Annotated in this window: 27 protein-coding genes and 1 tRNA gene; 14 read left to right on the top strand and 14 right to left on the bottom strand. The window is 62.6% G+C overall.

What is annotated here, in order from left to right; genetic code table 11:
- Window positions 1-22 precede the first annotated feature (22 nt).
- Window positions 23-427: a VOC family protein gene (locus LG281_RS12620; RefSeq protein ID WP_404401204.1), complete on the top strand. Its 405-nt coding sequence runs from the start codon at window positions 23-25 to the stop codon at window positions 425-427.
- Window positions 428-438: 11 nt separating this feature from the next.
- Complete coding sequence (locus LG281_RS12615; RefSeq protein WP_404401202.1) at window positions 439-696, top strand: YdeI/OmpD-associated family protein; 258 nt, start codon at window positions 439-441, stop codon at window positions 694-696.
- A gap of 3 nt (window positions 697-699) precedes the next feature.
- Here the strand turns inward: LG281_RS12615 and LG281_RS12610 are convergent, their stop codons facing one another.
- Complete coding sequence (locus LG281_RS12610) at window positions 700-909, bottom strand: DUF1737 domain-containing protein (protein ID WP_231800261.1); 210 nt, start codon at window positions 907-909, stop codon at window positions 700-702.
- Between the two features lie 116 nt (window positions 910-1,025).
- Here LG281_RS12610 and LG281_RS12605 point away from each other — a divergent pair, with 116 nt between their 5' ends.
- On the top strand, window positions 1,026-1,667 hold the full coding sequence (locus LG281_RS12605; RefSeq protein WP_404406734.1) for a carbonic anhydrase: 642 nt from the start codon (window positions 1,026-1,028) through the stop codon (window positions 1,665-1,667).
- Between the two features lie 73 nt (window positions 1,668-1,740).
- Here the strand turns inward: LG281_RS12605 and LG281_RS12600 are convergent, their stop codons facing one another.
- From LG281_RS12600 to leuD, 6 genes are all read right to left on the bottom strand, one after another.
- Window positions 1,741-2,784 (bottom strand): aspartate-semialdehyde dehydrogenase, encoded by a 1,044-nt coding sequence (locus LG281_RS12600; protein ID WP_404401199.1) that lies wholly within the window; start codon window positions 2,782-2,784, stop codon window positions 1,741-1,743.
- A gap of 271 nt (window positions 2,785-3,055) precedes the next feature.
- Entirely contained in the window at window positions 3,056-3,622 is a 567-nt protein-coding gene (locus LG281_RS12595; RefSeq protein ID WP_404401197.1) for an acyloxyacyl hydrolase, read from the bottom strand.
- A gap of 70 nt (window positions 3,623-3,692) precedes the next feature.
- Window positions 3,693-4,526: a DUF6920 family protein gene (locus tag LG281_RS12590; RefSeq protein WP_404401195.1), complete on the bottom strand. Its 834-nt coding sequence runs from the start codon at window positions 4,524-4,526 to the stop codon at window positions 3,693-3,695.
- Window positions 4,527-4,583: 57 nt separating this feature from the next.
- Window positions 4,584-5,681, bottom strand: a complete 1,098-nt coding sequence (leuB, locus tag LG281_RS12585) for a 3-isopropylmalate dehydrogenase (protein WP_404401193.1) — start codon at window positions 5,679-5,681, stop codon at window positions 4,584-4,586.
- Between the two features lie 31 nt (window positions 5,682-5,712).
- Window positions 5,713-6,105, bottom strand: a complete 393-nt coding sequence (locus tag LG281_RS12580; protein ID WP_404401191.1) for a RidA family protein — start codon at window positions 6,103-6,105, stop codon at window positions 5,713-5,715.
- Window positions 6,106-6,107: 2 nt separating this feature from the next.
- Window positions 6,108-6,713 carry a 3-isopropylmalate dehydratase small subunit gene (gene leuD, locus LG281_RS12575; RefSeq protein WP_404401189.1) on the bottom strand — a complete coding sequence of 202 codons (606 nt, stop codon included), beginning with the start codon at window positions 6,711-6,713 and terminating at the stop codon, window positions 6,108-6,110.
- A gap of 212 nt (window positions 6,714-6,925) precedes the next feature.
- On the opposite strand from leuD, the gene deoD reads away from it, so the two are divergent.
- Window positions 6,926-7,636 (top strand): purine-nucleoside phosphorylase, encoded by a 711-nt coding sequence (gene deoD / locus LG281_RS12570; protein ID WP_404401187.1) that lies wholly within the window; start codon window positions 6,926-6,928, stop codon window positions 7,634-7,636.
- An 11-nt stretch (window positions 7,637-7,647) separates the two neighbouring features.
- On the opposite strand, the gene LG281_RS12565 is transcribed toward deoD, so the two are convergent.
- Window positions 7,648-7,839 (bottom strand): DUF1674 domain-containing protein, encoded by a 192-nt coding sequence (locus tag LG281_RS12565; RefSeq protein ID WP_404401185.1) that lies wholly within the window; start codon window positions 7,837-7,839, stop codon window positions 7,648-7,650.
- Window positions 7,840-7,950: 111 nt separating this feature from the next.
- On the opposite strand from LG281_RS12565, the gene htpX reads away from it, so the two are divergent.
- From htpX to purH, 4 genes are all read left to right on the top strand, one after another.
- Window positions 7,951-8,925, top strand: coding sequence for a zinc metalloprotease HtpX (gene htpX, locus LG281_RS12560; RefSeq protein WP_404406732.1), 975 nt, complete (start codon window positions 7,951-7,953; stop codon window positions 8,923-8,925).
- A 134-nt stretch (window positions 8,926-9,059) separates the two neighbouring features.
- On the top strand, window positions 9,060-10,358 hold the full coding sequence (locus LG281_RS12555; protein WP_404401183.1) for an RsmB/NOP family class I SAM-dependent RNA methyltransferase: 1,299 nt from the start codon (window positions 9,060-9,062) through the stop codon (window positions 10,356-10,358).
- Between the two features lie 208 nt (window positions 10,359-10,566).
- The gene (locus LG281_RS12550; RefSeq protein ID WP_404401181.1) at window positions 10,567-12,195 is read left to right on the top strand and encodes a heparinase II/III family protein; all 1,629 of its coding nucleotides are present in this window, start codon (window positions 10,567-10,569) and stop codon (window positions 12,193-12,195) included.
- 365 nt (window positions 12,196-12,560) lie between these two features.
- On the top strand, window positions 12,561-14,141 hold the full coding sequence (gene purH, locus LG281_RS12545) for a bifunctional phosphoribosylaminoimidazolecarboxamide formyltransferase/IMP cyclohydrolase (protein ID WP_404401179.1): 1,581 nt from the start codon (window positions 12,561-12,563) through the stop codon (window positions 14,139-14,141).
- A 171-nt stretch (window positions 14,142-14,312) separates the two neighbouring features.
- On the opposite strand, the gene LG281_RS12540 is transcribed toward purH, so the two are convergent.
- The 5 genes from LG281_RS12540 to tsaD form a co-directional block, all read right to left on the bottom strand.
- Complete coding sequence (locus LG281_RS12540) at window positions 14,313-14,732, bottom strand: DUF1761 domain-containing protein (RefSeq protein ID WP_404401177.1); 420 nt, start codon at window positions 14,730-14,732, stop codon at window positions 14,313-14,315.
- A 407-nt stretch (window positions 14,733-15,139) separates the two neighbouring features.
- Window positions 15,140-15,556 carry an EVE domain-containing protein gene (locus LG281_RS12535; RefSeq protein WP_404401175.1) on the bottom strand — a complete coding sequence of 139 codons (417 nt, stop codon included), beginning with the start codon at window positions 15,554-15,556 and terminating at the stop codon, window positions 15,140-15,142.
- A gap of 1 nt (window position 15,557) precedes the next feature.
- Window positions 15,558-15,848 (bottom strand): YciI family protein, encoded by a 291-nt coding sequence (locus LG281_RS12530; RefSeq protein WP_404401173.1) that lies wholly within the window; start codon window positions 15,846-15,848, stop codon window positions 15,558-15,560.
- A 4-nt stretch (window positions 15,849-15,852) separates the two neighbouring features.
- Complete coding sequence (locus LG281_RS12525; protein WP_404401171.1) at window positions 15,853-16,842, bottom strand: NAD(P)H-dependent glycerol-3-phosphate dehydrogenase; 990 nt, start codon at window positions 16,840-16,842, stop codon at window positions 15,853-15,855.
- Window positions 16,839-17,903: a tRNA (adenosine(37)-N6)-threonylcarbamoyltransferase complex transferase subunit TsaD gene (tsaD, locus tag LG281_RS12520; protein ID WP_404401169.1), complete on the bottom strand. Its 1,065-nt coding sequence runs from the start codon at window positions 17,901-17,903 to the stop codon at window positions 16,839-16,841. The genes LG281_RS12525 and tsaD overlap by 4 nt, the downstream gene beginning before the upstream one ends.
- A 114-nt stretch (window positions 17,904-18,017) precedes the next feature.
- Between tsaD and hemC the strand changes: the two genes are divergently transcribed.
- The 5 genes from hemC (at window position 18,018) to LG281_RS12495 (ending at window position 22,803) form a co-directional block, all read left to right on the top strand.
- Window positions 18,018-18,947, top strand: coding sequence for a hydroxymethylbilane synthase (gene hemC, locus LG281_RS12515; RefSeq protein WP_404401167.1), 930 nt, complete (start codon window positions 18,018-18,020; stop codon window positions 18,945-18,947).
- A gap of 17 nt (window positions 18,948-18,964) precedes the next feature.
- Window positions 18,965-19,702: a uroporphyrinogen-III synthase gene (locus tag LG281_RS12510; RefSeq protein ID WP_404401165.1), complete on the top strand. Its 738-nt coding sequence runs from the start codon at window positions 18,965-18,967 to the stop codon at window positions 19,700-19,702.
- A 164-nt stretch (window positions 19,703-19,866) separates the two neighbouring features.
- Window positions 19,867-21,204, top strand: coding sequence for a mitofilin family membrane protein (locus LG281_RS12505; protein WP_404401163.1), 1,338 nt, complete (start codon window positions 19,867-19,869; stop codon window positions 21,202-21,204).
- The gene (locus LG281_RS12500) at window positions 21,201-22,607 is read left to right on the top strand and encodes a heme biosynthesis protein HemY (RefSeq protein ID WP_404401161.1); all 1,407 of its coding nucleotides are present in this window, start codon (window positions 21,201-21,203) and stop codon (window positions 22,605-22,607) included. Before LG281_RS12505 ends, LG281_RS12500 begins: the two co-directional genes overlap by 4 nt.
- Window positions 22,608-22,727: 120 nt before the next feature.
- Window positions 22,728-22,803, top strand: a tRNA-Thr gene (locus tag LG281_RS12495).
- Window positions 22,804-22,840: 37 nt separating this feature from the next.
- On the opposite strand, the gene LG281_RS12490 is transcribed toward LG281_RS12495, so the two are convergent.
- Window positions 22,841-23,773, bottom strand: coding sequence for a helix-turn-helix domain-containing protein (locus tag LG281_RS12490; RefSeq protein ID WP_404401159.1), 933 nt, complete (start codon window positions 23,771-23,773; stop codon window positions 22,841-22,843).
- 95 nt (window positions 23,774-23,868) lie between these two features.
- Here LG281_RS12490 and LG281_RS12485 point away from each other — a divergent pair, with 95 nt between their 5' ends.
- Window positions 23,869-25,149: an extracellular solute-binding protein gene (locus LG281_RS12485; protein WP_404401157.1), complete on the top strand. Its 1,281-nt coding sequence runs from the start codon at window positions 23,869-23,871 to the stop codon at window positions 25,147-25,149.
- Window positions 25,150-25,216 lie beyond the last annotated feature (67 nt).

Raw genomic sequence — 25,216 nt, 5'->3', positions numbered from 1 at the left:
AAGCCGGACGGAGGATTTCATCATGGAGTTTCACCGAGGCCGTCTCATCGACCACCTGCACCTTCGCGTATCCGATCTCGAAAAAAGCCGCACCTTCTACCGCGCGATCCTCAACGCCGTCGGCCGCGACATCACCTTCGAAACGGACACCTTCTTCGTCGCCGACGAGCTTTTCGTCGACACGGCAACTGACGACACAAGCCGCTGCCACCTCGCCTTCCAGGCCGACGACAAGGACACCGTCGCGCGCTTCCATGCCGCCGGCATCGCCAATGGCGGCACCGACAACGGCACGCCTGGCGAGCGCCCCTATCACCCCGGCTACTACGCGGCGTATATCCTCGACCCCGACGGCAACAACCTCGAAGCGGTCTACCACGGCCCCGCCACCCGCAGTGCCGAATCGGTGGTCTTTACGCCCGCTTGAGGGAGGCCTTGATGAACACCTCCCCCGATACCGCGAACCTCACCCGCCCCCTCAACCCGATGCCGGCGGATGTCGCCGCCAGACTCGATAAGGCGGGCCTGCGTGCATCCTACGCCGCGCGCCCCGCCTATCAGCGCAACGACTATCTCGGCTGGATCGCCCGCGCCAAGCGCCTCGAAACGCGCGAAAAGCGCATTGCGCAGATGCTCGACGAACTTCGGAACGGCAGTGTCTATATGCGCATGAAATGGAACGGCCCGAAGACCTGACGCCTATTCGTACTCGGTGAGTTTCTTGTCAGGATCGTAGACTTGGTCGGAGACCTCCTTGGTCACCGCCTGCCCGCACCGCATCTTCCCGGCCACCGCGTCGAAGACGTAGTGCGGCTCGCCATAGAGCAGCCAGCCTTCTGAAAGTGCCTTGGTCACCTTATGGCAGAACGCCGAATCGTCGTCGCCGCTCAAGAACCGGTAAATCACCATATGAGAGAACTCCTTGGATACGCGGAGGGAATCACGAAACCGAGGTTACCTCTTGCGCTTCTTCTCTCTCAAGGGCTAGTTGCAAGGCGGACAGTATGAAGAAGAAGGGTAAGCAGATGCAGGGCTTTCCAAAGTTTTTGCTGGATGGCTACAAGAACTTCATGGCCGGACGCTACGCGACCGAAAGCGGACGCTATCGCGACCTTGCCGAGAAAGGGCAAAAACCCACAACCCTCGTCATCGCCTGCTGCGACAGCCGCGCCGCACCCGAAACCGTCTTCGACTGCGGCCCGGGCGAGCTTTTCGTCGTCCGCAACGTCGCCAACCTCGTCCCGCCCTTCGGACCGGACGCTGCCTATCACGGAACCTCCGCGGCCATAGAATTCGCAATCGTGCATTTGAAGATTGCCCATATCGTCGTGATGGGCCATGGCCGCTGTGGCGGCATCCAGGGCGCGCTCGCGACTGCCGGCGGCAACGCCCCCGAAGGCGCGTTCATCGGCAAATGGCTCGACATGGTCAAGCCCGTCGCCGAGCGCGTCGAAGCCAACGACCTCCTGACCGCCTCCGAGCGCCAGACGGCACTCGAACGCATCTCCATCCGCCAGTCTATCGGCAACCTGATGGGCTTCCCCTTCGTCAAATCCCGCGTTGACGAGGGCAAACTCTCCCTGCACGGCGCCTGGTTCGACATCTCGACTGGCGAACTCTGGGTGATGAACGGCGAAAGTGGAGATTTTACGCGGCCAGACGTTTAGAGGCTGCGCTCATGTCGTCACCCGGCCAACCCGAGTGACGACATGAAAAGGTAGACAAGCGCCACTCGGCGCATCACGCGCCGGCCTTCGGCGAAACCAACCCGCGCTCAATGATCGCTTCAGCGATCTGGATGGTATTGAGCGCCGCGCCTTTGCGTAGATTGTCCGAAACCACCCACATGGCGAGCCCGTTTTCCACCGTCACGTCCTCGCGGATGCGCGAGACGAAAGTGTTGTCGTCGCCCTTGGCCTCGACCGGCGTGATGTAGCCGCCCGGCTCGCGCTTGTCGACGACGGCGATCCCCGGCGCCTCGCGCAGCGCGTCACGCGCCTCGTCCGGCGTGATGGGGTTCTCGAATTCGATATTGACCGCCTCGGCATGCCCGACAAAGACCGGAACGCGCACCGCCGTGCAAGTCACCTTGATCTTGGGATCGAGCATCTTCTTGGTCTCGGCGAGCACCTTCCACTCTTCCTTGGTGTAACCATCCTCCATAAAGACATCGATATGGGGAATGACGTTGAAGGCGATCTGCTTGGGGAACTTGTTGGGCGTCGGCGTATCGTTGACGAAAATGCCCTTGGTCTGGTTCCACAATTCGTCCATCGCGTCCTTGCCTCCGCCGGAAACCGACTGATAGGTCGAAACCACGATACGCGTAATCTTCGCCAGATCGTGCAGCGGCTTTAGAGCCACCACAAGTTGCGCGGTCGAGCAGTTCGGGTTGGCGATGATGTTCTTGCGGTCGTTCTTCTTGAAATACGCATCGAGCGCCTGCGGGTTCACCTCCGGGACGACCAGCGGCACATCCTCGTGATAGCGCCAGGCCGAGGAATTATCGATCACGATCGCACCGGCCGCGCCGATCTTGGGCGCCCAGGCCTTCGAGATATCCCCGCCCGCGCTCATCAAGACGAAATCGGTTCCGGCAAAATCGAAATCCTCGAGGTTCTTGCACTTCAGAATCTTGTCCCCGAAGCTCACCTCGCGCCCAACCGACCGCGAGGACGCCAGGGCCACCACTTCAGAGACCGGAAAATTCCGCTCGGCGAGGATTTCAAACATCTCGCGGCCCACATTGCCCGTGGCCCCGACGACTGCAACCTTGTAACCCATTATTTTGCTGATCCTTTTGACCCCACCTCCCGCTTCGGACCATTCCGTCCGAGGGCCGCGTTTATCGCCGCCTCCCCGTCGGGAGGCGTAGGCCCGGGGAGACGCTTTAGGCGGTTTTGGTGGTGGTTTTGGAAAAAAGCGTGCCGCCCGCGGCGCTTATCACGCCGCGTGATTTCCTGCTCATCGATGTCATGGCCGGACGGCGCATGGCACGCTCCCCATAATTCGCGCCCATCTCATAGACGCAATCGGGCCCAAGATCAACGGCGGGCTAGAACTTGAACCCAACCATCAGCCCGAGATTTGAAAGCCCGTCATTGCGGTCGCACAGGCTCAGATTGGAGATATGCTCGTAGCGTAGCGTCACCGTGACGTTTTCATTGACATGCGCCCCGATGCCTCCGGCGTCGTAGAAATTGAGCGGACAGCCCATATTGCGCCCCGGCGTCGCCGCGCCGTCGAGCGCCGCATCCGTCAGCGCGGCACCGAAACCCAATTCGATATAGAACGGCGTATCGAATAAACCGAACTGCCAGTTGAGATTGGCGTGAACGAGATTTTCCCAGCCCGCGAGATTGACCGTGCCGCCCACCTCGAGACGCGGCGAGCCGATGAATTCGACGACGGGATGCTCGGGCAAATTGAAAAGTGCCGAAACCTTCACGTCCTCGAGCCGCGAGAGGTCCCAACTGTCACCCGTGGGCAGGAAGCCGATATAGGCGTTGTGAAAGAACACCCCGCCCCGAATCTCATCGAGCACCCGGTCCTCCTGCGCCGAGGCGGCCTGAGGCAGGATCAGGCCTGCGAAAACGGCAAGGGCAACTTGGGAAAGCTTCATCGGAATCGGGCAAGGCTGTTTTGATATAGGCGCGCCGCACTCGACCCCAGAGCAGGCGGATTGTCAACGCTCAAGGCGAGAGGGCGTTCCCGTCGGCGTCGAGAAAGACCGCCTGCCGGATATCCCCGCGCCAGTATTCATATTCTCCCCCCGGGAGGAGCCACGACACCCGCCCGCGGCGCGGCATCGCGAACGCTCCAACGGTTCCCCAGCCGGAAAAATCACCAGCCCAGGGCCGCTCTACCGTTTCGCCCCCTGCCCGCATCGGGCGGGCATCGGTATAAGTTTCGGCAATCGTACCGTCCTCGGCCAGCCGCAAATCGACACGGGTCGACGGATCACCCGAATAATGAACGGCATATTCGTTCGCCCCTTGACCAGCGATCGCCAGTGCGCCGTTACGGTTGAAGGCGACCGGGTTCCACGCCAATTCCGCAATGTAGCGCTGCACCTCGGCCCGATCGATATCCGCCCCCCGCGCAACGACCACCGGCACGATCCCGAAAAGCCGCACGCACAGAATGCCTCGGGTCCCATCATAGGCATCCATCACCCGTACCCTGACCCCGGGCATCATGCGCACCCAGGCATCCCACACGAACGCGACGGCATCGAGGGAGAAAACCGCTTCGGCACGAAATGGCAGCCAGTCCCCGGTGGGCGAAAGCCGCATCTCACCCGTCTGGCGCAGGCAAAGCGCCACCGCCCCTTCCGGTATCGGACCGAACCGTTCGGCCAGCGTGGCGAGCTGCGCGGGTACCCTCGCTGAAGGCGGCTCTTTCCGGGCGCCAAGAACTGAAGCCCTCAATCGGCGGATTTCCGCATTGGCGAGCACGGCCAGCCACGGGAGGCCTCCCGCAGCAACAAGAACAATTCCTACAGCAATGAAGAGACCCACGCTCATAAGCCCAACTCCGGAGCCCCATTATGGTGGCACCGGAGGTTGGAGCCTTGACTGAAATCAAACGAGCTTGGCGATGATCGCGTCAGCCATTTCCGAGGTCGTCACTTTCCGGCAACCGGTCTGCATGATGTCGCCGGTCCGGAGCCCGTCTGCCAGCACATCCGAGATCGCATTGTCGAGCGCGGTTGCAAGCTCGACCATCTCGAAGGAATAGCGCAGCGCCATCGAGACCGAGGCGAACATGGCAATCGGATTGGCGACCCCCTGCCCCGCGATATCGGGCGCGGAACCGTGCACCGGCTCGTACATCGCCTTGCGCTTACCGGTCTCTGCATCAGGCGCGCCGAGCGAGGCCGAGGGCAGCATGCCGAGCGAGCCTGTCAGCATCGCCGCGGCATCCGAAAGGATATCACCGAAAAGGTTGTCGGTGACCATCACGTCGAACTGCTTGGGATTGCGCACAAGCTGCATCGCGGCGTTGTCCGCGAGGATATGATGCAAATCAATATCCGGGTAATCCTTGGCCGCCTCTTTTACCACCTCGTCCCACAAGACGCCGGACTTCATGACGTTCTTCTTGTCCGCCGAGTGCACCTTCTTGCCGCGCGTGCGCGCCAGATCGAATGCGACTCGCGCGATCCGGTCGATCTCGTAGCTCTCATAGACCTGCGTATCGACGGCGCGCTTCTGGCCGTTGCCCAGCTCGGTGATTTCCTTGGGCTCGCCGAAATAGACCCCGCCGGTCAACTCCCGCACGATGAGGATATCCAGCCCCTCGACCAGCTCGCGCTTCAACGAAGACGCATCCGCAAGCGCCGAATAGCAGATCGCCGGCCGCAGATTGGCGAAGAGCCCCAGATCCTTGCGCAACCGCAAAAGCCCCGCCTCGGGCCGGTGCTCATAGGGCACGTCGTCCCATTTGGGCCCGCCCACTGCGCCGAAGATCACAGCATCGGCGGCCAGCGCCTTTTCCATATCCGCATCCGAAATCGCGACCCCGTGCGCGTCATAGGCGGCACCGCCGACGAGCCCGGTTTCGTAAGCGAAATCGGTCTTCCCGCTCGCGTTCAAATGCGCGATGAGCTTTTCGACCTCGGCCATGATCTCGGTGCCGATGCCGTCGCCGGGGAGGAGGAAAAGATTATGCTGGGCCATATCGATCCGTTTCGGGTTTGCTTTTGAAATTCTATTGCGAAGACGCGGCACCGATCCGCGCGGTCACTTCGATCTCAACCTTCATCTCGGGTTTGATGAGCCCGCAAACGACCATCGACGCCGCCGGCCGGACGTCGGCAAAGACCGGACCGACCGCCGCGACGACATCGTCGACGAACGCAGTATCGGTGACGTAATAAACCACGCGCACCACGTCCTCGATCGCGGCTCCTGCGTCTTCAAGCGCCTTAGCGATCGTGGCGAGCGCATTTTTTGCCTGCGCGCCAGCGCCCTCGGGCATCGTCATGGTTTCGTAATCGTACCCGGTGGTGCCGGAGACATAGACCATCTCCCCATCGCGCACGGCGCGCGAATAGCCGAAGGTCTTTTCGAATGGGGAACCGGTGGAAACGCGTGTGACCAAAGCTAAACCCAGGGCCGGCTTTCGGCCATCTTCGTCTCGAAGCCCGTGATCGCCTTGTCGTCCTTGAGCGTCATGGCGATATCGTCGAGGCCTTCGAGAAGAACGTGCTTGCGCGAGGGATCGATGTCGAAATGGATCGACCCGCCGTCCGGCCCCGAAATCGTCTGGGCCTCGAGATCGACCGTCAATGTCGCATTGGACCCGCGATCGGCGTCATCGAGCAGCAATTCGAGCTGCTCGGGGGTTACGACGATGGGCAGGATGCCGTTTTTAAAGCAGTTGTTGTAGAAAATATCGGCAAAGCTCGTGGAAATGACGCAGCGGATGCCGAAATCCAGAAGCGCCCAGGGCGCATGCTCGCGCGAAGACCCGCAGCCGAAATTGTCCCCCGCAATGATGATCTTGGCGTCCCGGTAGCCCGGCTTGTTGAGGACGAAATCCTCTTTTTCCGAACCGTCCTCATTGTACCGCATTTCCGAAAAGAGCGCCGACCCCAGCCCGGTACGCTTGATCGTCTTGAGGTACTGCTTGGGGATGATCATGTCGGTGTCGATATTGATGATCGGCAACGGGGCCGCCACACCGGTCAGGGTCGTGAACTTATCCATGTCTCTTTTCGCCAAAGCTCCCCAAGGGACATTTCCGGCACGTCCCGGAAAAGCCGCAGATTGAAGTGTCTGCTGCGCTCTCTAATCCAACCGACGCCGAAAGCCAAGCGGTCAGCGGGCGAAAGTGCATGCAATCTATCCTCGGACAAGACTCTGTTGCCTCGCCACCCCGCCACCGCTAATCTCGGTGAAATTTGACCAATGGATAAAAAATGACGCCCCATAACAACGCAAAGCCCGGCGACTACGCCGAGGCCGTCCTTCTCCCCGGCGACCCCCTGCGCGCCAAATGGATCGCCGAGACCTTTTTCGAAGACGCAAAATGCGTGAACACCGTCCGCAACTGCCTCGGGTTCACCGGCACCTATAAGGGCAAGCCCGTCTCGGTGCAGGCCACCGGCATGGGACAGCCCTCGACCGCCATCTACGTCCACGAGCTTTTGAACGTCTACGAGGTCAAGACCCTCGTTCGCGTGGGCACATGCGGCGGGCTCAACACAAAAGTGAAGGTCCGCGACGTCGTCATCGGCCAGGCGGCGTCCACCGATTCCACCATCGTCAAGGACGCGTTCGGCGCCTACAATTACGCCCCAATAGCCGATTTCGGCCTCCTGCGCGCCGCCGCCAAGGTAGCAGAGACCAAAGGCCTCACCGCCCATGTGGGCGGCCTCCTCTCCTCGGACATCTTCTACCACCCCTCGGGTGCTGAAACCTACGCCAAGCTGATGGCGCACGGCGTTTTGGGCGTCGAAATGGAAGCCGCCAGCCTTTACACCCTCGCCGCCCGTCATGGCGCCCGCGCGCTCACGGTCTGCACCATGACCGATTGCCTCATTACCGGCGAGGAAATCGACGCCGACGCGCGTCAGACCTCGCTGGTGGACATGGTGGAAATCGGCCTCGCGGCGGCGTTGGGACTTTAAGGCCCGGGACCCTAAAAATCGCTCGAAATCCCCTTGACCTCCCAGTCGCCATATCGCGCCGGGTCGAGCCCGCCGCGCCCGTCAACCTCGCGCGGCGCGGCTTCGGTCCTGGCGTCGATCTCCGCCTTGCGCGCTCTGGCTTCCGCGAGCGCCCGGCGGGCGGTTTCGGGGTCGGGGCGCTTGGGTTTGGCGGTGTCGTTCATTGTGATCGCCTGGCTATCAAGATGACAAAGAGTTAAGGCGCGCGAACCTTGTTTGACGGTTCGCGCATTCCCATAACTATAGCGACCAGACAGCACCATAGCGAGACGATGATGAACTTTCTGCGCACCACCATTCTGATCGCCGGTATGACCGCGCTCTTTATGGGCGTGGGATATCTCGTCGGTGGCACCGGCGGCATGACGATCGCGTTTATCGTCGCCCTCGGCATGAACGCCTTTGCCTACTGGAATTCCGACAAGATGGTGCTCTCCATGCAGGGCGCCCGCGAACTCGACCCGCGCTCCGCTCCCGAGCTCTACGATTTGACCGCCCGCCTGGCCGAGAACGCCGGCATCCCGACGCCGAAGCTCTATCTGATGGATTCGCCCCAGCCCAACGCCTTTGCCACGGGCCGCAGCCCGGAAAAAGGTGTCGTGGCGGTCACCCGCGGGCTCGTGCAAAATCTTTCGATGGACGAAGTCGGCGCGGTGATCGCCCATGAACTCGCCCACATCAAAAACCGCGACAGCCTGACGATGACCATCACCGCGACGCTGGCCGGTGCCATTTCCATGCTGGCGCAGTTCGGCCTTTTCTTCGGCGGCCGCAACAATGATTCGCCGGTCGGCTTTATCGGCACCATCGCGATGGTCATTCTCGCGCCCATCGCCGCCATGCTCGTCCAGATGGCCGTCTCGCGCACCCGCGAATACCAAGCCGACAAGGACGGCGCGCAGATCTGCGGCGATCCCCTCGCCCTCGCCTCGGCGCTCGGCAAAATCACCCGCATGGCCCGGCGTACCCCCAATATGGCAGCCGAGCGCGCGCCGGCGATGGCGCATATGTATATCGCCAACCCGCTTTCGGGCCAGCGCATGGACAACCTGTTCGCAACCCACCCCAACCCGGCCAACCGCATCGCCGCGCTCGAAGCGATGGCTGGCGAAATCTCCGGTGGCGGTGGTGGCGCATCCGAACGCACGCAGGTATATGTCGACCCCGACCGCCCGCGCACGACCCCCAACTGGCGTACCCCCGGCACCCGCCCGCGTGATGCGGGGGAGCACCGGGGACCCTGGGGATAAGCGGGGGCCAAGCAGGTTCCGCAAAAGTGTCCAGCGGTTTTGCGACAAGAACCTGCAACAAAAAAACCCAAACAGACGTGCGTTGGGCAACCGACGCACGTCTGTTTGGGTGCGGACGCGCACAACGAGGGCCAATGTCGACCAAACCCACCCCCGGCCTCCAGCCCCGGCTCGAAGCCGCCTTCGCCCTCAACACCGTCCTCCGTGGCGCCCCCTTTACGCCCATAGCCTCCGACCGCCTCCCCGACCCGCGCGACCGCGCCCTCGCCAACCGCCTCGCGACCACGGCGCTCCGCCGCCACGGCCACATCACGGCGATCCTCGACACGCTTCTGAAAAAAGGCGTACCCGCCCGCGCCGGCATCCTCGAAGCCGTCCTGCGCATAGCCATCGCCCAGCTCTTTTATATCGACGCGGTCCCCGCCCATTCGGCCATCCACCTCGCCGTCGAATCCGCTCGCGCCGATAAGCGCGCCGGCCGCTTCGACAAGCTCGTGAACGGTGCCCTACGCACCCTCCAGCGCGAGGCCGAAACCTTCCGCACGCTGCCCGAAACAGAGCTTTTCCCCGATTGGCTCGCGGGCAAATGGCGCAAAGCCTATGGCGATGAGGCGCTCTATGCCTTCGCGAACGCTCTCCTCGCGGGCGCACCGCTCGACCTCACCCTCAAAACCCTCGATCCCGCGCTCGTCGAAGCCCTCGGCGCCACACCCGTTCTCGGGACCACCGTTCGCATCGAGACCCGCGACGCCGCTGTCGCAGACCTCCCCGGCTTTGCCGAAGGCCAGTGGTGGGTGCAGGACGCGGCCGCCGCAATTCCCGCGCGGCTCATCGGTGCCGGGCCGGGCATGCGCGTTCTCGACCTCTGCGCCGCACCCGGCGGCAAGACCGCACAGCTGGCCGCCGCCGGCGCCGACGTCACCGCGCTCGATATCGACGCCGCCCGCGCCGGGCGCCTCGCACAAAACCTCGAACGCCTGAACCTCAAAGCCGAAACTGTCGTCGCCGATGCGCTCACCTACGCGCCCGGACGTTCATTCGATGCCATCCTCCTCGACGCTCCATGCTCGGCCACCGGCACCTTCCGCCGCCACCCCGACGTCCTCGTCAACCGTGGCCCCGAGGGCATAAAAGACCGCGTCGCGCTCCAGCGCGACCTTATTGCCCGCGCGCTTACCCTCCTCGCGCCCGGTGGCACGCTCATCTATTGCGTGTGCTCACTCGAACCCGAAGAGGGTGAGGATCAGGTCAAATGGGTACTCACGTCCCATCCTGGCCTTACCCTCGCCCCCGTCTCCCCTGCCGAGCTCGATGGCTGGACAACGCCGATTCGCGAAGACGGTACCGTCCGCACCCACCCCGGCCTCGCCGCGCCCGGCACTGCCGCAGGTACGCTCGACGGCTTCTTCATCGCCCGATTCACGATCGCTTGAGCCCGAGTTTTCGGTTGAAGCCCCGCTACGCCCGCTTTTTTTGGAAAAGTTGACAGACTTTTTCGCTTAAAACATGCGCTAAAACAAAGGCTTGGACCAGCTCCGCAATTCAGCGGACAGCCAAAGCGCTTTTGGGTGTGGTTAACGCCGCTTTGATGATAAACTCATAATTGCGAGTATCTATGGGGCCAAAGGCGTGTTGGAAGTTATGCGTTTTGCTCTGCGGCGGATGGCGCTCTCCGTTGCGGACCGGGTTGTGACGAACCCGCTTTTCGCCTGGACCTGGTCCGGCAGTTCCGCGCGTACTTTCACCGAACGCCTCACTGACTTCCGTTCCGCCGACGCCCAGACCATCGTCGAAATGATGGAAGGCAAATACCTTCTGGGCACGCGCTTCATCGATACCGGTGGCGTCTCCCCCTTTGCGATCGAAACCGATGCCGAGGACTGGCTGGCCGATCTCCACAGCTTTGGCTGGCTGCGGCATTTCCGCGACCTGCGTGATCCCGGCCAGCGCCGCTTTGCCCGCACGCTCGTAATGGACTGGATCGGCCGACATGGCAGATTCGAGCGCGGGACCTGGTCGCTCTTTGCGACGGCCCGGCGGGTGCTCAACTGGCTCAAGAATTACGCGCTGATAACCGAGGGCGCCAATCCCGAGCAAATCCGCACTATCAACCGGTCCCTGGCCATCCAGCTCCAGTCGCTCGTCGTCCGCGCACCGCTTGCGGCCGATCCACTGGCGCGGCTGATGGCGCAGATCGCCATGGCCGGCGCGGCGCTGAGCAGCTCCGAGGACAATCCGGACACCGAAAAATTCGTCGCCCGGCTCGAAGCCTGCCTTTCCGCCCAGCTGGGTGCCGACGGTTTGCACCGTTCACGCAATCCCTTCGCGCAAATCCAGATTCTGACTGAACTCATTCCCGTGAGCCAGCTCATCAGCCAGCGCCGGCACGAACTGTCCGCCGCGATTGGCGCCAGGGTCGAAACGATGCAGGGGGCCCTCAACCGGCTTGTTCTCGGTTCCCGCGAGCCCGTTTACATGAACGGATGCGGCCAGGCTCCCGTCGAACTCATTCTTTCGATTGCCGCGCAGTCCGGCAGCCGTGGCAACGGCACAGGGACCTGCGACGGCTATGGCATCCTGGTCGATGGGACCGGGAAGCTCGTCGCCGATAGCGGTCTCGTTCCACCGCCCGAATTCGCCGGCAACGCTCATGCGGGCGCTCTGAGCTTCGAATTTTCGAGCCATGGCGCCCTGATCGTGGGCAATTGCGGCCCTGCCCCCGCGCAGCTCCCCGAAAGCCGCAATCTCTTCCGCCACACCTCGGCCCATTCGGCTCCGACAATCGACGATCTCTCGAACGCTTCGATTTCTGGCGGCTGCCTGCTCGGCGGCATATTGCGCCCACGCGGCGCGACGGACATGACCGTCTCGCCTGAGGACAACGCTATCGAGATGCGCTCGACCGCCTATCGCAACCGCTACGGCCTCGACATCATCCGCTCGCTCACACTTTTAGGCGGCGGCCATACGCTCGTGGGCCAGGACCGCTTCGTTACTGGCCCCAAGAACCGCAACCGCCGGGGTGACTTCATCATCCGCTTCCACCTCGCCCCGGACGTTACCCTCGAACGCGCCGACGGCGAGGACCTCATCCGGCTCGCCTTCAAGTCCGGCAGCCCCTGGACCTTCCTCTGGGAAGGCGCCTATGCCGATATCGAGGAAAGCGTTCGTCATTCTGCACATTTCGGGCTGGTCAAGACCCGCCAGATCGTGCTCTCCGGCCCCGCCCATCCCGACGCCGAAATCGCCTGGGTGTTCACCCGGCAGTAAAAGCCGACCCGGTTCCCCTTTTGCTCATTCCGTGCTAGCGAGCGCGCATCCTCCCCTAGAAATTGCTATTCAGGACGTGATGAGCATGGCGCCTGCCGCGAACCCTAACCCGCATTTTTCACACTCCTTGTGCCCTGCGCCGGTCGAAAATGGCGATCAGGGCAGGAAGAGAGCGCAGAGCGTATTGGACATACGCGCAAGCTCTCTGACGCCCCCTGTCGCCATTTTCGACCGGCCCTTCGGGTCGGACTTTGGCGGTCGCCTCCGGGCACGGCGCGAGAAAAGCATAGGTGTACTATGCTTTTTCGCTCCGCACCCGTATCCAACTCGCCAAAATCCGACGCAGGGCACAAGGAGTGTGAAAAATGCGGGTTAAGATCAAACGGGCATTGCTGTCGGTCTCCGACAAGACCGGCATTGTCGACTTCGCCTCGAGCCTCTCCCGGCTCGGCGTGGAAATCGTCTCGACCGGCGGCACGCGCAAGGCGCTCGCCGATGCCGGCCTGCCCGTCATCGACATTTCCGAGGTCACCGGCTTCCCCGAGATCATGGACGGACGCGTCAAGACGCTCCACCCCAAGGTCCATGGCGGCCTTCTGGGTATCCGCTCGAATGAGGCGCACAAGAGCGCCATGCGGATCCACGACATCTCCCCGATCGACCTCGTCGTGGTCAATCTGTACCCTTTCGCCAAGACCGTGAAATCGGGTGCCGACTACGACACAATTATCGAAAACATCGATATCGGCGGCCCTGCCATGATCCGCGCCGCGGCCAAGAACCACGGTGACGTCACCGTCATCGTCGACCCCGAAGACTACGCCTTCGTCCTCGATGAATTGAAGGACAAGGGCGAAGTCCCCTATCCTGCCCGTCAGAAGCTCGCCGCAAAGGCCTTCTCGCGCACCGCCGCCTATGATGCGGCAATCTCCAACTGGTTTGCCCAAACCCTCGAAATGCCCGACCTCACATGGCGCAGCTTTCCCGGCAAGCTCCGCCAGGAAATGCGCTATGGCGAAAACCCCCATCAATGGGCGGCGTTCTATACCGATGGCTCGGACCGCCCCGGTGTCGCCACCGCCACCCAGGTCCAGGGCAAGCAGCTTTCCTACAACAACATCAACGACACCGACGCCGCCTTCGAACTCGTTGCCGAATTCGACCCGAAAAAATCCGCGGCCGTCGCCATCATCAAGCACGCCAACCCTTGCGGCGTGGGCGAAGGCAAGACGCTTCTCGAAGCGTACAAGGCCGCACTTGTGTGCGACCCCGTCTCCGCCTTCGGCGGCATTGTCGCACTCAATCGCCCGCTCGACGAAGAGGTCGCCACCGAGATCGTCAAACTCTTCACCGAGGTGATCATCGCGCCGGGCGCGTCCGACGAAGCCATCGCCATCATCGAAGCCAAGAAGAACCTGCGTCTGCTCCTGACCGATGCCTTGCCCGACCCCAGATCCGATGGACTGACCGTCAAATCGGTCGCTGGCGGGCTTCTGGTCCAGACCCGCGACAACAAGAATGCCGAAGATTGCGAGTTAAAGGTCGTCACCGAGCGCCAGCCGACTGAGGCGGAAATGCGCGATCTCCTGATCGCGGCGAAAGTCGCCAAGCACGTCAAATCCAACGCCATCGTCTACGTCAAGGACGGTGCGACCGTCGGCATCGGCGCAGGCCAGATGAGTCGGGTCGATTCGGCCCGCATCGCGCACCGCAAATCCAAAGACGCCGCAAAGGCCGCAAAGCTCAAGGGCGCTTTGACCGAAGGTTCGGTTGTCGCCTCGGACGCCTTCTTCCCCTTCGCTGATGGTCTCGAAGCCCTGATCGAAGCCGGCGCCACCGCCGTCATCCAGCCCGGCGGCTCGATCCGCGACGAGGACGTCATAGCGGCGGCAAACAAGGCCGGTCTCGCCATGGTCTTTACCGGTATGCGGCATTTCCGGCACTGATGGCCCCGCACAGAGAATGGGACGGGTTCACACGGCGATCGTAGCGCACCGACCGGCCACGCGCACGGTTCCCCTTCTCCCCTTGAGGGAGAAGGGAAGCAGTGCGAACGGCAAGGACGTGCCTCAGAGGCGGCCACTAGGGTCGCCTTTTTTTGACCGTGAATGCGTCGCTTATCCCAGCAGCCCCAGCACAATTCCTTGTACGATCATAACCCCGAGCAGATACCCGCCATTGATAAAGGCGAGCGACCATTTTTGCCCCTCATAACGGTGATTGAGCACCATCGCGGTCAGCATGAAGCCGAACCACATATGCACGCCGATCAAAACCGCATTGTAAACGCTCATCCCACCCATGATGGCAGGCGTCAAAAGCGCCAGAAAATAGGCCATGATCAATTGGCACCCGGCAGCCCAGATAAACGGCGTCACCGATCCGCCGGAGCCTGCCTGGATATCTTCGATGGTCTTTCCCGTTGCCGCCAGCCATTGCTTGGATAAAACCGAGTACCACGCTGCGCCCAAGGCCATTGAAGCCACCATCGCCAGGACGACGGCGAGCCAATTGACGTCAAAATGCGTTATTCCCATAGGACTTCCCCTCAACAGAGGCGCCGGCGCACCCCACGCACGCCAGTGATTCGCGCCTGCGGCATTGTAACGCAGCGCACGGCTCTGCCGAGGGATTTTTTCAAGGAGTCAGAAGGTCCTAGCCTGCATTTCTCACACTCCCTGCGCCCTGCGTCGGATTTTGGCGAGTCGCATACGGGGGCGGGACGGGAAAGCGTATTCAACATACGGTTTCTCGGCCTGTGCCCGGAGGCGGCCGCCAAAATCCGACCCGAAGGGCCGGTCGAACCGAAGGTCCGCGTCAGCGAATATGGCGACAGGGGGCGTCAGAGAGCTTGCACGTATGTCTCCAATACGCGCTGCGCTCTCTTCGTGCCCTCTCGCCATTTTGGATCGGCGCAGGGCACAGGGAGTGTGAGAAATGCAGGCTACGCCTCAACCCCGCCCATCTGGCAGATGATCTTCCATTCGGCTTCGGAAACCGGCTGCACCGAAAGCCGCGAATTGTTGACCAGCACCATGTCCGAAAGCTCCGGATGCGCCTTGATCTCGTCGAGTGTCACGGGTCTTTCAAACGGCTTGACCGCTTCGACATCCACGCACTCCCAACGCGGATCATCTGTCGTTGAATCCGGATGCACCTCGTTGGCCACGCGCACGATCCCGACCACGGCCTTTTCCTTAACCGAATGGTAGAAGAACCCCAATTCGCCCTTCTTCATTTCGCGCATATTGTTGCGCGCCTGATAGTTGCGCACCCCGTTCCATTCCTCGGGCGCGCCTTTTGCCACCTGATGATGCCAGCCCCAGGTCTCGGGCTCGGACTTAAAAAGCCAGTACGCCAATTCAGATATCCTCCGGACGTTTAAGGGCCCAGTTCCAGGGCCGGATATCGATCGATTGAAACAACCCCGCCTCCGCGTAAGGGTCCTTGCCCATCAATAGCTTGGCGGTGTCGATGTTCTCGGCACGAATGACGAGCATCGATCCGCAGGGCTTCTCGTCCGCATCGAGATAAGGACCGGCCAGAACCAGTGCGGCGTCATTATCTTCCCAGAATTTCAGGTGCGCCGGACGCGTCGCCATGCGCAATTCCAGTGCATCGGGCTTGTCGAGGGCACTGACGGCAAACAACATTGGATTATCCTTCACGTTTGAGCGGACGGGTCATGAGCATATGGACGATCGACGAGATATCCTGCGCTCCCGAAAGCGCCAGATTGACCGCGTGAACAAGCGGCGCGTCGATACCGAATTCTTTCGCAAGCGCCTCGGCGACTGGCGCTGTATAAACCCCCTCGGCAAGCCCGATCCCGCGCGCCCGGATCTCGGCAACGCTCGCGCCACCCCCAAGCGCAACGCCGAACCGGTAATTCCGCGAAGCATCCGACGTGCAGCTCAAGGCGAGATCGCCGATCCCCGCCAGTCCTCCAAGCGTTGCCTCCTGCCCGCCCATCGCCCCAATCAGCCGACCGAGTTCGGCAAAGGCCCGCGCCAGAAACGCCGAGCGCGCCGAAAGCCCCAGCCCCGCACCCTCGATGGCCCCGGACCCAAGCGCATAGACATTCTTGAGCCCGCCGCACAGCTCAACCCCGACAAGATCGCCGCTCGCATAGGGCCGGAAGCTCCCGCTCGCCAGAAGCGATGCGACCGTCTCCGCCCGTTCGATCGTGCGCCCGGCCAGCGTCACCGCCGTCGGCCGCCCGCTCGCCACGTCATGGGCAAAACTCGGCCCCGATAGCACAAAAGGCTCGGCCTCCGGCGCGACCTCGGCCAAAATCTGACTCTGCCGCAAGTTTGTGTCCGCCTCGAATCCCTTTGCGCACAAGATCACGGGCACCCCCGCCAGCCGGTCCGGCCCGATCGCTTCAAGCGTCGCGCGCGTCGCTTGCGCGGGGACGACCATAAGCACGAGATCGGCACCGTCGAATGCGGAATAATCCGAATGCGCGACCAGCGACGGAGCCAGATCGATATCGCCCAGATAGCGCGTCAATCGATGCGTCATCGTCACTTCGCGCGCTGAATCGGGATCGCGCCCGAAGAGCGCCACCTCATGACCCGCAAAAGCCGCAGCCTGCGCCAGCGCCGTCCCCCACGCACCCGCTCCGACCACATGCACCCGGCTCACGCGCGCGCCTCCACGATTGTTTCATCGAGCGGCCATCGTGGCCGCGCGATGACGGAGAAATCGTCCCTCACCCCGAGCGCGAACCGCTCCGCCCCTGCCCAGGCCACCATCGCCCCGTTGTCGGTACAAAGCGCCGGCGGCGGCACGATCAGCATTGCTCCCGCCGCATCCGCGACATCCCTCAACGCCGCCCCGATCGCCTTGTTCGCCGCCACCCCGCCGGCCACCACAAACCGCGCCGGAGCCCTTGGAAACCGGGCGGAAAACCGCTCCAGCGCCTTGGCCGACCGCGCCGCCACGATATCGGTCACCGCTACCTGAAAGCTCGCACAAAGATCCGCGATGTCCTCCGAACTCACCGGCGCCACGGACTCGGCAGCAAGCCGCAAAGCCGTCTTCAACCCCGAAAACGAGAAATCCAGCCGGTCTTCTTTCAAAAGCGGGCGCGGCAGCGCGAACCGTGTCCCGTCACCAGATGCAGCAGCAGCTTCTACAGCAGGTCCACCAGGATACCCGAGATCGAGCAATTTCGCAGCCTTATCAAAGGCTTCCCCCAGCGCATCATCAATCGTCGTGCCCCAACGCTCATAATCCCCGACGCCCTTGACCAGCACGAATTGCGAATGCCCGCCCGAAACCAGCAGCATCAGATAGGGAAAATCCACCCCATCCGTCAACCGCGCCGTCAACGCATGCGCCTCCAGATGATTGACTGCAATCAAAGGCTTACCCGTGGCGCTCGAAAGCGCTTTGGCGGTCGTCAACCCCACAAGCACGCCCCCGATCAGCCCCGGCCCCGCAGTGGCAGCAATCGCCGAGAGTTCGTCAAAACCTATTCCCGCCTCATCGAGAGCGGCTTGGATAATCATATCGAGATGGAGAATATGGCTACGCGCCGCGAGTTCCGGTACGACACCGCCGAAATCCTTGTGCTCCGCGATCTGCGAGCGCACGATATTCGAGACGATCGCCCCCGACCCGCCGGCATCGCGCCGCACCACCGCCGCGGCTGTCTCGTCACAGCTCGTTTCGATGCCGAGGATGAGGGCGGGGCTGTCCATTGCGGCGTTCTGACTCTGGCCTTGGGCGCTCGGGTGGTGTCTAAAGGGGATCAGAAAATCCCGTTGTTGCGTTAATGCGTTACGCGTTTATCTCTTAAGTAGGACGAGGTCACTTTGCAATCTGTCACCATCGGCACCCGCGGTTCCCCCCTCGCCATCGCCCAAGCCGAAGAGGTCCGCAAAAAGCTCGCCGCCGCTCACGGACTAGAGCGCGATACCATCGCGATCAAGGTCATCAAGACGAGCGGCGACATCATCCAGGACCGCCCACTATCCGAAGTCGGCGGCAAGGGGCTTTTCACCAAGGAGATCGAGAAGGCGCTTTTTGACGGCGACATCGATCTTGCCGTGCATTCGTCCAAGGACATGCCGACACATCTGCCGAACGGTATGGTGCTCTCGGCCTTCCTCGAACGCGAAGACCCCCGCGACGCCTTCATTTCCCTGATCGCCAAAAGTCCCGACCACCTGCCCGAAGGCGCTAGGATCGGAACCTCATCGCTCCGCCGCGGCGCCCAGTTTAAGCGCTTCCGCCCCGATTTCCGAATCGTCGATTTCCGCGGCAATGTCGCGACCCGGCTCAAAAAGCTTGCCGACGGGGTCGCCGACGCCACGCTCCTCGCGCTCGCGGGCCTCAATCGGCTCGGCGAAGCCCACCGCGCGACGCTCGTGCTCGACACCAAGGATTTCCCGCCCGCCCCCGCGCAAGGCGCCATCTGCGTGGAAACCCGCGAAAACGACACCCGCACGACCGAACTCGTCGCCGCGCTCAATCACACGGAAACCGCGGTGCGCATCCACGCCGAACGCGCCTTCCTCGATACCCTCGACGGCTCATGCAAGACCCCTATCGCCGCCCTCTCCGCATTTGAAGGCGGTCGGCTAACGCTTTTTGGCCAAATCCTCTCGCCCGACGGGAAAGAGGCATTCGAGGACGAAATCTCCGGCAACGCCGACGATGCCGAAGCCCTTGGCCACACACTTGGGGAAAAGCTAAAGTCCGAGGCTGGAACCGATTTTCTCGAAACGCTCAAGCGCGCCTAGCCGGCAAGGGAGAGCCCATGGCCCCGGTCCTGCTCATCACCCGTCCCCAGCCCGATGCCGACCGAACTGCCGCGCATCTGCGCGCGCTCGAGATCGACTGCGCAATCGCCCCTATGCTCGAAGCACGGCCAAGCGGAGCCGAACTGCCCGATCTTTCCACCTTTGCCGCCACCGCTGCCACCAGCGCAAACGCCATCCGCTTCCTCGCGCGCCACGCCGGGTTCGAAAAACTGAATGCCCGCCCATTCTATACGGTCGGCGACCAAACCGCACTCGAAGCGGGACGAGCCGGCTTTTCCGACATCCGGAGCGCCCACGGTACGCTGCGCGACCTCGCCCGGCTCATCGCGAACGACAGGCTGGATGGTCCGATCTTCTATCCCGCCGCCCACCACCAAAGCGGTGACCTCGCCGGGCTCCTGGCAGCGTCCGGCATAGCGGTGGAAACCCATGTGCTCTACGAAATGGTGCCTGCCACGGCTTTTCCGCCGGGCATCCTGAAGCACCTGATGGATGGCGCCATCACCGGCGCACTCTTTTATTCCCGCCGCACTGCCCAAGTGTTCGCATCCTTGTGCAGGGGCAAGGATTTTGCGCCGATCCGCGCCCGGCTCGAAGCCCTGTGCATGTCCGAAAGCTGCGCCGAACCCCTGGTAGCAAATCATTTCCTCCGCATCTCACTTGCGGACGAGCCCAATCGCGAGGCGATGGAAACCCTCGCCCTGGCTTTTGCCCGCGAGCAAATCAGGTCATGATGCCAGAGCGTTTTCAGAAAAAGTGGAAACCACTTTTGCGGTTCGACCCGAAGGGCCGCGTCAGCGAATACGCGACTAACAAAGAGTCGGAGCTTCGATTCCGATACCGTTGGAACCGAAGCTTCAAGGCCCCGTTCGTAATGCTTGCAAGAGGCTCTTTCTAAATGGCGGACAAAAAAACCGGCCCGGTCAAACCTCCGATCATCGACGCGAAGGCACGCCAGTCCGAGGATACGGACAATACCAGAACGCGCGCCGAAACACCGTCTACCGACAAGGGAAAACCGTCGGCGGCCTCCCCCAGCCAAGCATCAGATACGTCCAAGCCAGCCGGCGCCAGCGCGCATAAAATCGATGATGCGCAGGCGGCGGCCGGCGAACAAAAGCCCAAAACCGGTTCGGCCACCCCCGAACCCCCGCGCCCAGCGGCCGTCGGTACCGGTGCGCTGGTTGTGACCGGTTTGGGCGGCGCCGCGCTCGGCCTCGCATTCGCTTATGGGCTGGCTGCAACGGGGTTCTGGCCCACGACACAGCCGCAGATCGACCCCACGGCAGCGCTCGAATCCAGAATCTCCGATCTCGAAGCCGCATTTTCCGAGATTTCGGGCAGCGGTGCCCAAATCAATACCCAGCTTGGCGATCTCGATACTCGCCTTCAGACCCTCGAAACCGAGATTTCCGCACTCGGCGACACGCCGCCTGCGACGGCCCAATCCGACATCGACGCCCTCACTGCCCGTGTGGACGAACTCGCCAATGCTCTCAGCGCCGTAAGCGCCGGAACCTCCGGCCGCGACGCAACCCAGATCGGCGCCGATATCGCGACGCTTCAAGACCGTATCGGCGCCGTCGAGAACGATTTGGGCACGATCGCCCCGACGCTCGATACCGCGACCAGCGATCTCCAAAGTCTCGACAGCCGCATCGCCGAACTCGAAGCCGCGCTCGCCGACCAGCCCGAAGTCGCCGAAATCACTGCCGAGCGCGACCGCTTCGCCCAAATCCCCGGCACCATCGCGGCCCTTGAGCGCCGGATCGCCGCCGGGGAGCCGTTTGCGGCAGCCCTGGCGAACCTCGAAGCCATCCTGCCCGATCTCGACATCCCCGCGCCGCTCCGTGCCGCCAGTGCAACCGGGATCGCCTCGACCGACGCCATGATCCACGAATTCCGCGCCCTGATGCCAGAACTTCTTGCCGCAAGGCCGCTCGATCCGGACGCCGGATTTCTCGAAACGCTGATGAGCCAGGCGCAAGCGGCGATAGCGTTGCGCCCGGCGGGTGAAATCTCCGGCAACGGCGCCGACGCGCTTTTGGCTCGTGCCGAGACGGCCCTTGAAGACGGCGATCTGGCGGGTACACGAAATGCGCTTACGGCCCTGCCTGAGCCCATGCAGAGCAAAGCCACCCCGCTTATCGACAAGGTCAATGCCGCACTCGCAGCACGGACCCTGCTCGACGCCGCGCGCAACGCCGGCAACGGCAACGGAGAGGCCGTGCAATGACCCGTCTCGTCGTCTACCTCACCCTGAGCCTCATTCTCGCACTCGGCATCGCCTGGCTCATTGCCATGCCCGGCACGGTGCTGATCGATTTCGGCAGCTACCGCCTCGAACCAGGTCTCGGCACGGCCATCGGCGTCGTGATTGCCTTCATGGTGCTCACGATTCTCGCCTGGGCCATCGTCCGCCGTATCCTCGAAGCGCCCCGAACCCTCGCGCGCCACGCCGCCCACCGCCGCCACGAGGCTGGCGTCGAAGCGCTCTCTGACGGCCTGATCGCACTTCAGGCCGGCGAATTGACCAAAGCCCGCAGCCTCGCCCGCGATGCCCGCTCAAAACTCCCCGAAAACGCTGCAGCACAACTGCTCGAAGCCCGTGCCGAACTGGCGCTGGGGGACCTCGCCGCCGCCCGCGAGCACTACCGGGCGCTGATTTCCAACCCCAAAACCGCCGTCGCCGCCCTCGCAGGCCTGCACGAGCAGGCCATCGCGCAGAACCGCCCCAATGCCGCGCTCACCTTCGCGCGCAAGGCCCTCGTGCTTGCGCCTTCGCTCGATTGGGCCAGTCAGGCAGTGTTCGAGAACCTCGCTGCCAAAGGCGCATGGGCCGAAGCACTCGACATGTCCGGCTCGCTTCCTGCCCATACCCGCGCCCAGCGCGCCGACAAGAAGCGCCGCCAGGGCGTTCTCCAGACTGCCCTCGCCGGCACGCTCGAAGAGACCGAGCCCGACGCTGCACTCGAGCACGCACTTTCGGCGCTCAAATCGATCCCCGATTTCCCGCCCGCCGCTTTGATTGCAGGCCGCATCTACATCAACCGCGGCGACACGCGCCGCGCTTCGGGCCTTCTGCGCCGCATCTGGCGGGCGACGGGCCATCCGCACATCGCCACACTCTATGCCCATGTCAAACCCGGCGCCTCAGCGGTCGAGCGCCTGAAGCGCATCCGAGCGCTCGTTGAAGCCCCCCGCGAAGACCGCACCGCCGCCATAGTGCTCGCCCGCGCCGCCATCGACGCTTACGAATGGACGCTCGCCCGCAACACGCTCGCCCCCTTCGCCTCCGCTGAACCGACCCAGCAGATCTGTCTATTGATGGCCGAAATCGAGGAAGGCCAGTCGGGCGATCAGGGCAGGGCCCGCGAATGGCTCGCCCGCGCCGTCAACGCCCCCCGCGACCCCATCTGGACCGCCGATGGCGTCACGAGCGACGAATGGGCACCTGCATCCCCCGTCACCGGACGGCTCGACGCATTCGAGTGGAAAGTCCCCGTCACCACCCGGACCGCCCGCGCGCTCGAATCCCGCGCATCTGAAGAGGGCGCCGAATCGGCCGATACCGAAGAATCCATCGAGGCACTCCCCGCCGAACGACAAAGCCTTTCACCCTCAGCATCCACCGCATAGCCGGAGCAAAGAAAGTGCACGCAAGCCCGATCTCGGCCCTTGCGCAAAACCGCCCGCATCAGTAAAAGACGCGGGCAATCGCGCTGGCTGGCTTTTCCGTCCTGCCAGCAGCCCTATTGGGCCGCTTTAGCTCAGTTGGTAGAGCACATCATTCGTAATGATGGGGTCGCGTGTTCGAGTCACGCAAGCGGCACCACTTTTCTCGCCCGGCCTTCACCTGCAACCAGCCCACATCAATGGGCCGTGCCCAGCCCCTCGGGCAACGGATCGTCCCCTAGCGGCAGGCGAGTCCTCAGTGCACGGCGGAAATCGCTCGGGCTCATGCCTGCGAGCTTCCGGAAGCTCGTATTGAAAGCCGAGAGCGAACCGAAGCCGCTATCCATCGCCACCTGCAACACGCTTATTTCTTCAGAATGCAAAAGCGCCTGGGCATAGGAAAGCCGCAACAGGCTCACATATTCGTTGAGCGTCATGCCGGTGGATTTCTTGAACACGCTCATGGCGTATTTGGGATGGATGTCAGCCGAGGATGCGATGGCGTTGGAGTCGATGTCATGCCGGAAATTCGCCGCCACGAACGAGCAGATCCGACCGATATTGTGGAAGCTCTGCCTGTCGGGCGCTTCCAGCGGGACAGAATCGGTGGCCCCCTCGGCCTCAAGCAGGCAATAGCGCTCGAACTGGATGCGTTCGATACGCAAGAGCACCTCGCTAATCGCGTGCTCGACCCGTGCAGAATCTTCCGAGCGCAGATAGTCCGACCAGCGCGCGAAATTGGCGTCGTCACCCGGATCGTGCTGGCGCGTTAAAAGCGTCGCCCCAGTCATCAGCCGCTGCTGGATGTCCTCGGGCAGCCGCAGGCGGAAAAAGTACAGAAGCGGAAGATGAATGGCGATGAAGAACGCATCGTCGCTCGTATCGACCACCCGGTGCGGCAGTCCGCCCCAGAACAAGCACAGATCGCCGGGCGCCAGATGCGTCATATGCCCCTGCATCTGATAATCGACGGTGCCCGAAAAGACGTAATTGATTTCGACCTGCGCGTGCCAGTGCGCGGTTGCCATAATCCCAGGCTGTTCGTGGCTGACGATCAGGCGGTTGGGCACTTTCTCAACCGTACTCAGACGCGGATTCCAATACCGCTTGCCACTTATCTTACGATCCAACGACTCCCCCTTCCCATCCTGCGAGACGCCGATCCCTGAACTGCTAGTTTAGGTTTGGCCCGGCATCCGGGCAAATGAAAAAGGGAGGATTTTGAATGCGCACGAAAGTGATCTGCGCCGGGTTGGCGCTTGGCGTTGCCATGACGGCGACCGGTGCGAACGCCCAATCGGGCGAATTGACCATCTGGAGCTGGAATATCGCGGCGTCCTCGCTCGAATCCGTGATTGAAGGCTTCAACGCCCAATATCCGGACGTCTCCGTCACCGTGGAGGATTTGGGCAACCAGCAGGTCTTCGACCGCCTCCTCGCCGGCTGCGCCGCCGGCGGCTCGGGCCTGCCCGATATCGTTTCGATTGAAAACCACGAAGCCGAGATCTTCTGGGCTCAGTTCCCCGACTGCTTCGTCGATCTCAAAACCCTCGGCTACACCGACGAGATCGCTTCGGGCTTCCCGGATTTCAAACGCACCGAGCTCGAAGTCGGCGACGCCGCCTATGCTATGCCTTGGGATTCCGGCCCGGTCGTCATGTTCTATCGCCGCGATTTCTATGAGAACGCCGGCGTCGACCCCGCTTCGATCTCGACCTGGGACGACTTCATCGCAGCCGGTCAAGCGGTGATGGAAGCCAACCCCGGTGTCGTCATGGCGCAGGCGGATTTGAACGGCGACACCGAATGGTTCCGCATGCTCGCCAACGAGCAGGGCTGCGGCTACTTCGCGCAGGACGGCTCGGCCATCACCGTCGCCCAGCCCGGCTGCGTCGCCGCACTCGAAAAGGTCGGCGAGATGGTCAATGGCGGTCTGATCACAGCGGCCGACTGGAACGAAAAGATCCAGTCCAACAATGCCGGCACCGTAGCGTCCCAGCTTTATGGCGGCTGGTACGAAGGAACGATCCGCTCGACCGCGCCCGAAGATCAGAATGGCCTCTGGGGCGTCTACGTCATGCCTTCGATGACCGAAGACGGTCCGCACGCCGCGAACCTGGGCGGTTCCTCGCTCGCCATAACCTCGGCATCGGACAATCCGGAAGCCGCGTGGGCCTATGTCAACTATACCCTCGGCACCAACGAGGGTCAGGTGACCATGCTGCGCGAATACGGCCTCGTGCCCTCGCTGCTCTCGGCACTCGACGACCCCTATGTCAACGAACCTCTGCCCTTCTGGGGCGATCAGGCCGTGTGGGTTGATATCCTCGGCACGCTCGAAAACGTCGTCCCCAGCCGCGGTACGCCCTTCTTCGGCGACGCCGATGGGGTGATGCGGTCGGTCCAGACGCAATATCTCAATGGTGGGTACGAGAGCGCCCAGGCCGCACTCGAAGACGCAGCCAACCAGATCGCGTTGGTAACCGGGTTGCCGATCGCGAACTAAAACTCGCTTTTTCGGCGCGCGGGTGAGGGGGCATCTGCGCGCCGGATTTTGCAGGAGGAGGACAAAA

It is taken from the genome of Pelagibacterium halotolerans, from assembly GCF_044811015.1.
GTDB lineage: Bacteria > Pseudomonadota > Alphaproteobacteria > Rhizobiales > Devosiaceae > Pelagibacterium > Pelagibacterium halotolerans_A.
Note: the sequence above shows the minus strand (reverse complement) of the source record. Positions and strands in the feature narration are given on the sequence as shown.

Bases quoted from the DNA above. Each gene is read 5' to 3' on its own strand.
- LG281_RS12610 (WP_231800261.1), bottom strand. From the start codon at position 909: ATGGTGATTTACCGGTTCTTGAGCGGCGACGACGATTCGGCGTTCTGC.
- LG281_RS12550 (WP_404401181.1), top strand. From the start codon at position 10,567: ATGCGTTTTGCTCTGCGGCGGATGGCGCTCTCCGTTGCGGACCGGGTT.
- LG281_RS12600 (WP_404401199.1), bottom strand. From the start codon at position 2,784: ATGGGTTACAAGGTTGCAGTCGTCGGGGCCACGGGCAATGTGGGCCGC.
- LG281_RS12590 (WP_404401195.1), bottom strand. From the start codon at position 4,526: ATGAGCGTGGGTCTCTTCATTGCTGTAGGAATTGTTCTTGTTGCTGCG.
- LG281_RS12565 (WP_404401185.1), bottom strand. From the start codon at position 7,839: ATGAACGACACCGCCAAACCCAAGCGCCCCGACCCCGAAACCGCCCGC.
- LG281_RS12500 (WP_404401161.1), top strand. From the start codon at position 21,201: ATGACCCGTCTCGTCGTCTACCTCACCCTGAGCCTCATTCTCGCACTC.
- LG281_RS12530 (WP_404401173.1), bottom strand. From the start codon at position 15,848: ATGTTGTTTGCCGTCAGTGCCCTCGACAAGCCCGATGCACTGGAATTG.
- LG281_RS12615 (WP_404401202.1), top strand. From the start codon at position 439: ATGAACACCTCCCCCGATACCGCGAACCTCACCCGCCCCCTCAACCCG.
- LG281_RS12555 (WP_404401183.1), top strand. From the start codon at position 9,060: ATGTCGACCAAACCCACCCCCGGCCTCCAGCCCCGGCTCGAAGCCGCC.
- purH (WP_404401179.1), top strand. From the start codon at position 12,561: ATGCGGGTTAAGATCAAACGGGCATTGCTGTCGGTCTCCGACAAGACC.
- LG281_RS12540 (WP_404401177.1), bottom strand. From the start codon at position 14,732: ATGGGAATAACGCATTTTGACGTCAATTGGCTCGCCGTCGTCCTGGCG.
- LG281_RS12620 (WP_404401204.1), top strand. From the start codon at position 23: ATGGAGTTTCACCGAGGCCGTCTCATCGACCACCTGCACCTTCGCGTA.
- leuD (WP_404401189.1), bottom strand. From the start codon at position 6,713: ATGGATAAGTTCACGACCCTGACCGGTGTGGCGGCCCCGTTGCCGATC.
- tsaD (WP_404401169.1), bottom strand. From the start codon at position 17,903: ATGGACAGCCCCGCCCTCATCCTCGGCATCGAAACGAGCTGTGACGAG.
- deoD (WP_404401187.1), top strand. From the start codon at position 6,926: ATGACGCCCCATAACAACGCAAAGCCCGGCGACTACGCCGAGGCCGTC.
- LG281_RS12505 (WP_404401163.1), top strand. From the start codon at position 19,867: ATGGCGGACAAAAAAACCGGCCCGGTCAAACCTCCGATCATCGACGCG.
- LG281_RS12595 (WP_404401197.1), bottom strand. From the start codon at position 3,622: ATGAAGCTTTCCCAAGTTGCCCTTGCCGTTTTCGCAGGCCTGATCCTG.
- htpX (WP_404406732.1), top strand. From the start codon at position 7,951: ATGAACTTTCTGCGCACCACCATTCTGATCGCCGGTATGACCGCGCTC.
- leuB (WP_404401193.1), bottom strand. From the start codon at position 5,681: ATGGCCCAGCATAATCTTTTCCTCCTCCCCGGCGACGGCATCGGCACC.
- LG281_RS12510 (WP_404401165.1), top strand. From the start codon at position 18,965: ATGGCCCCGGTCCTGCTCATCACCCGTCCCCAGCCCGATGCCGACCGA.
- LG281_RS12605 (WP_404406734.1), top strand. From the start codon at position 1,026: ATGCAGGGCTTTCCAAAGTTTTTGCTGGATGGCTACAAGAACTTCATG.
- LG281_RS12485 (WP_404401157.1), top strand. From the start codon at position 23,869: ATGCGCACGAAAGTGATCTGCGCCGGGTTGGCGCTTGGCGTTGCCATG.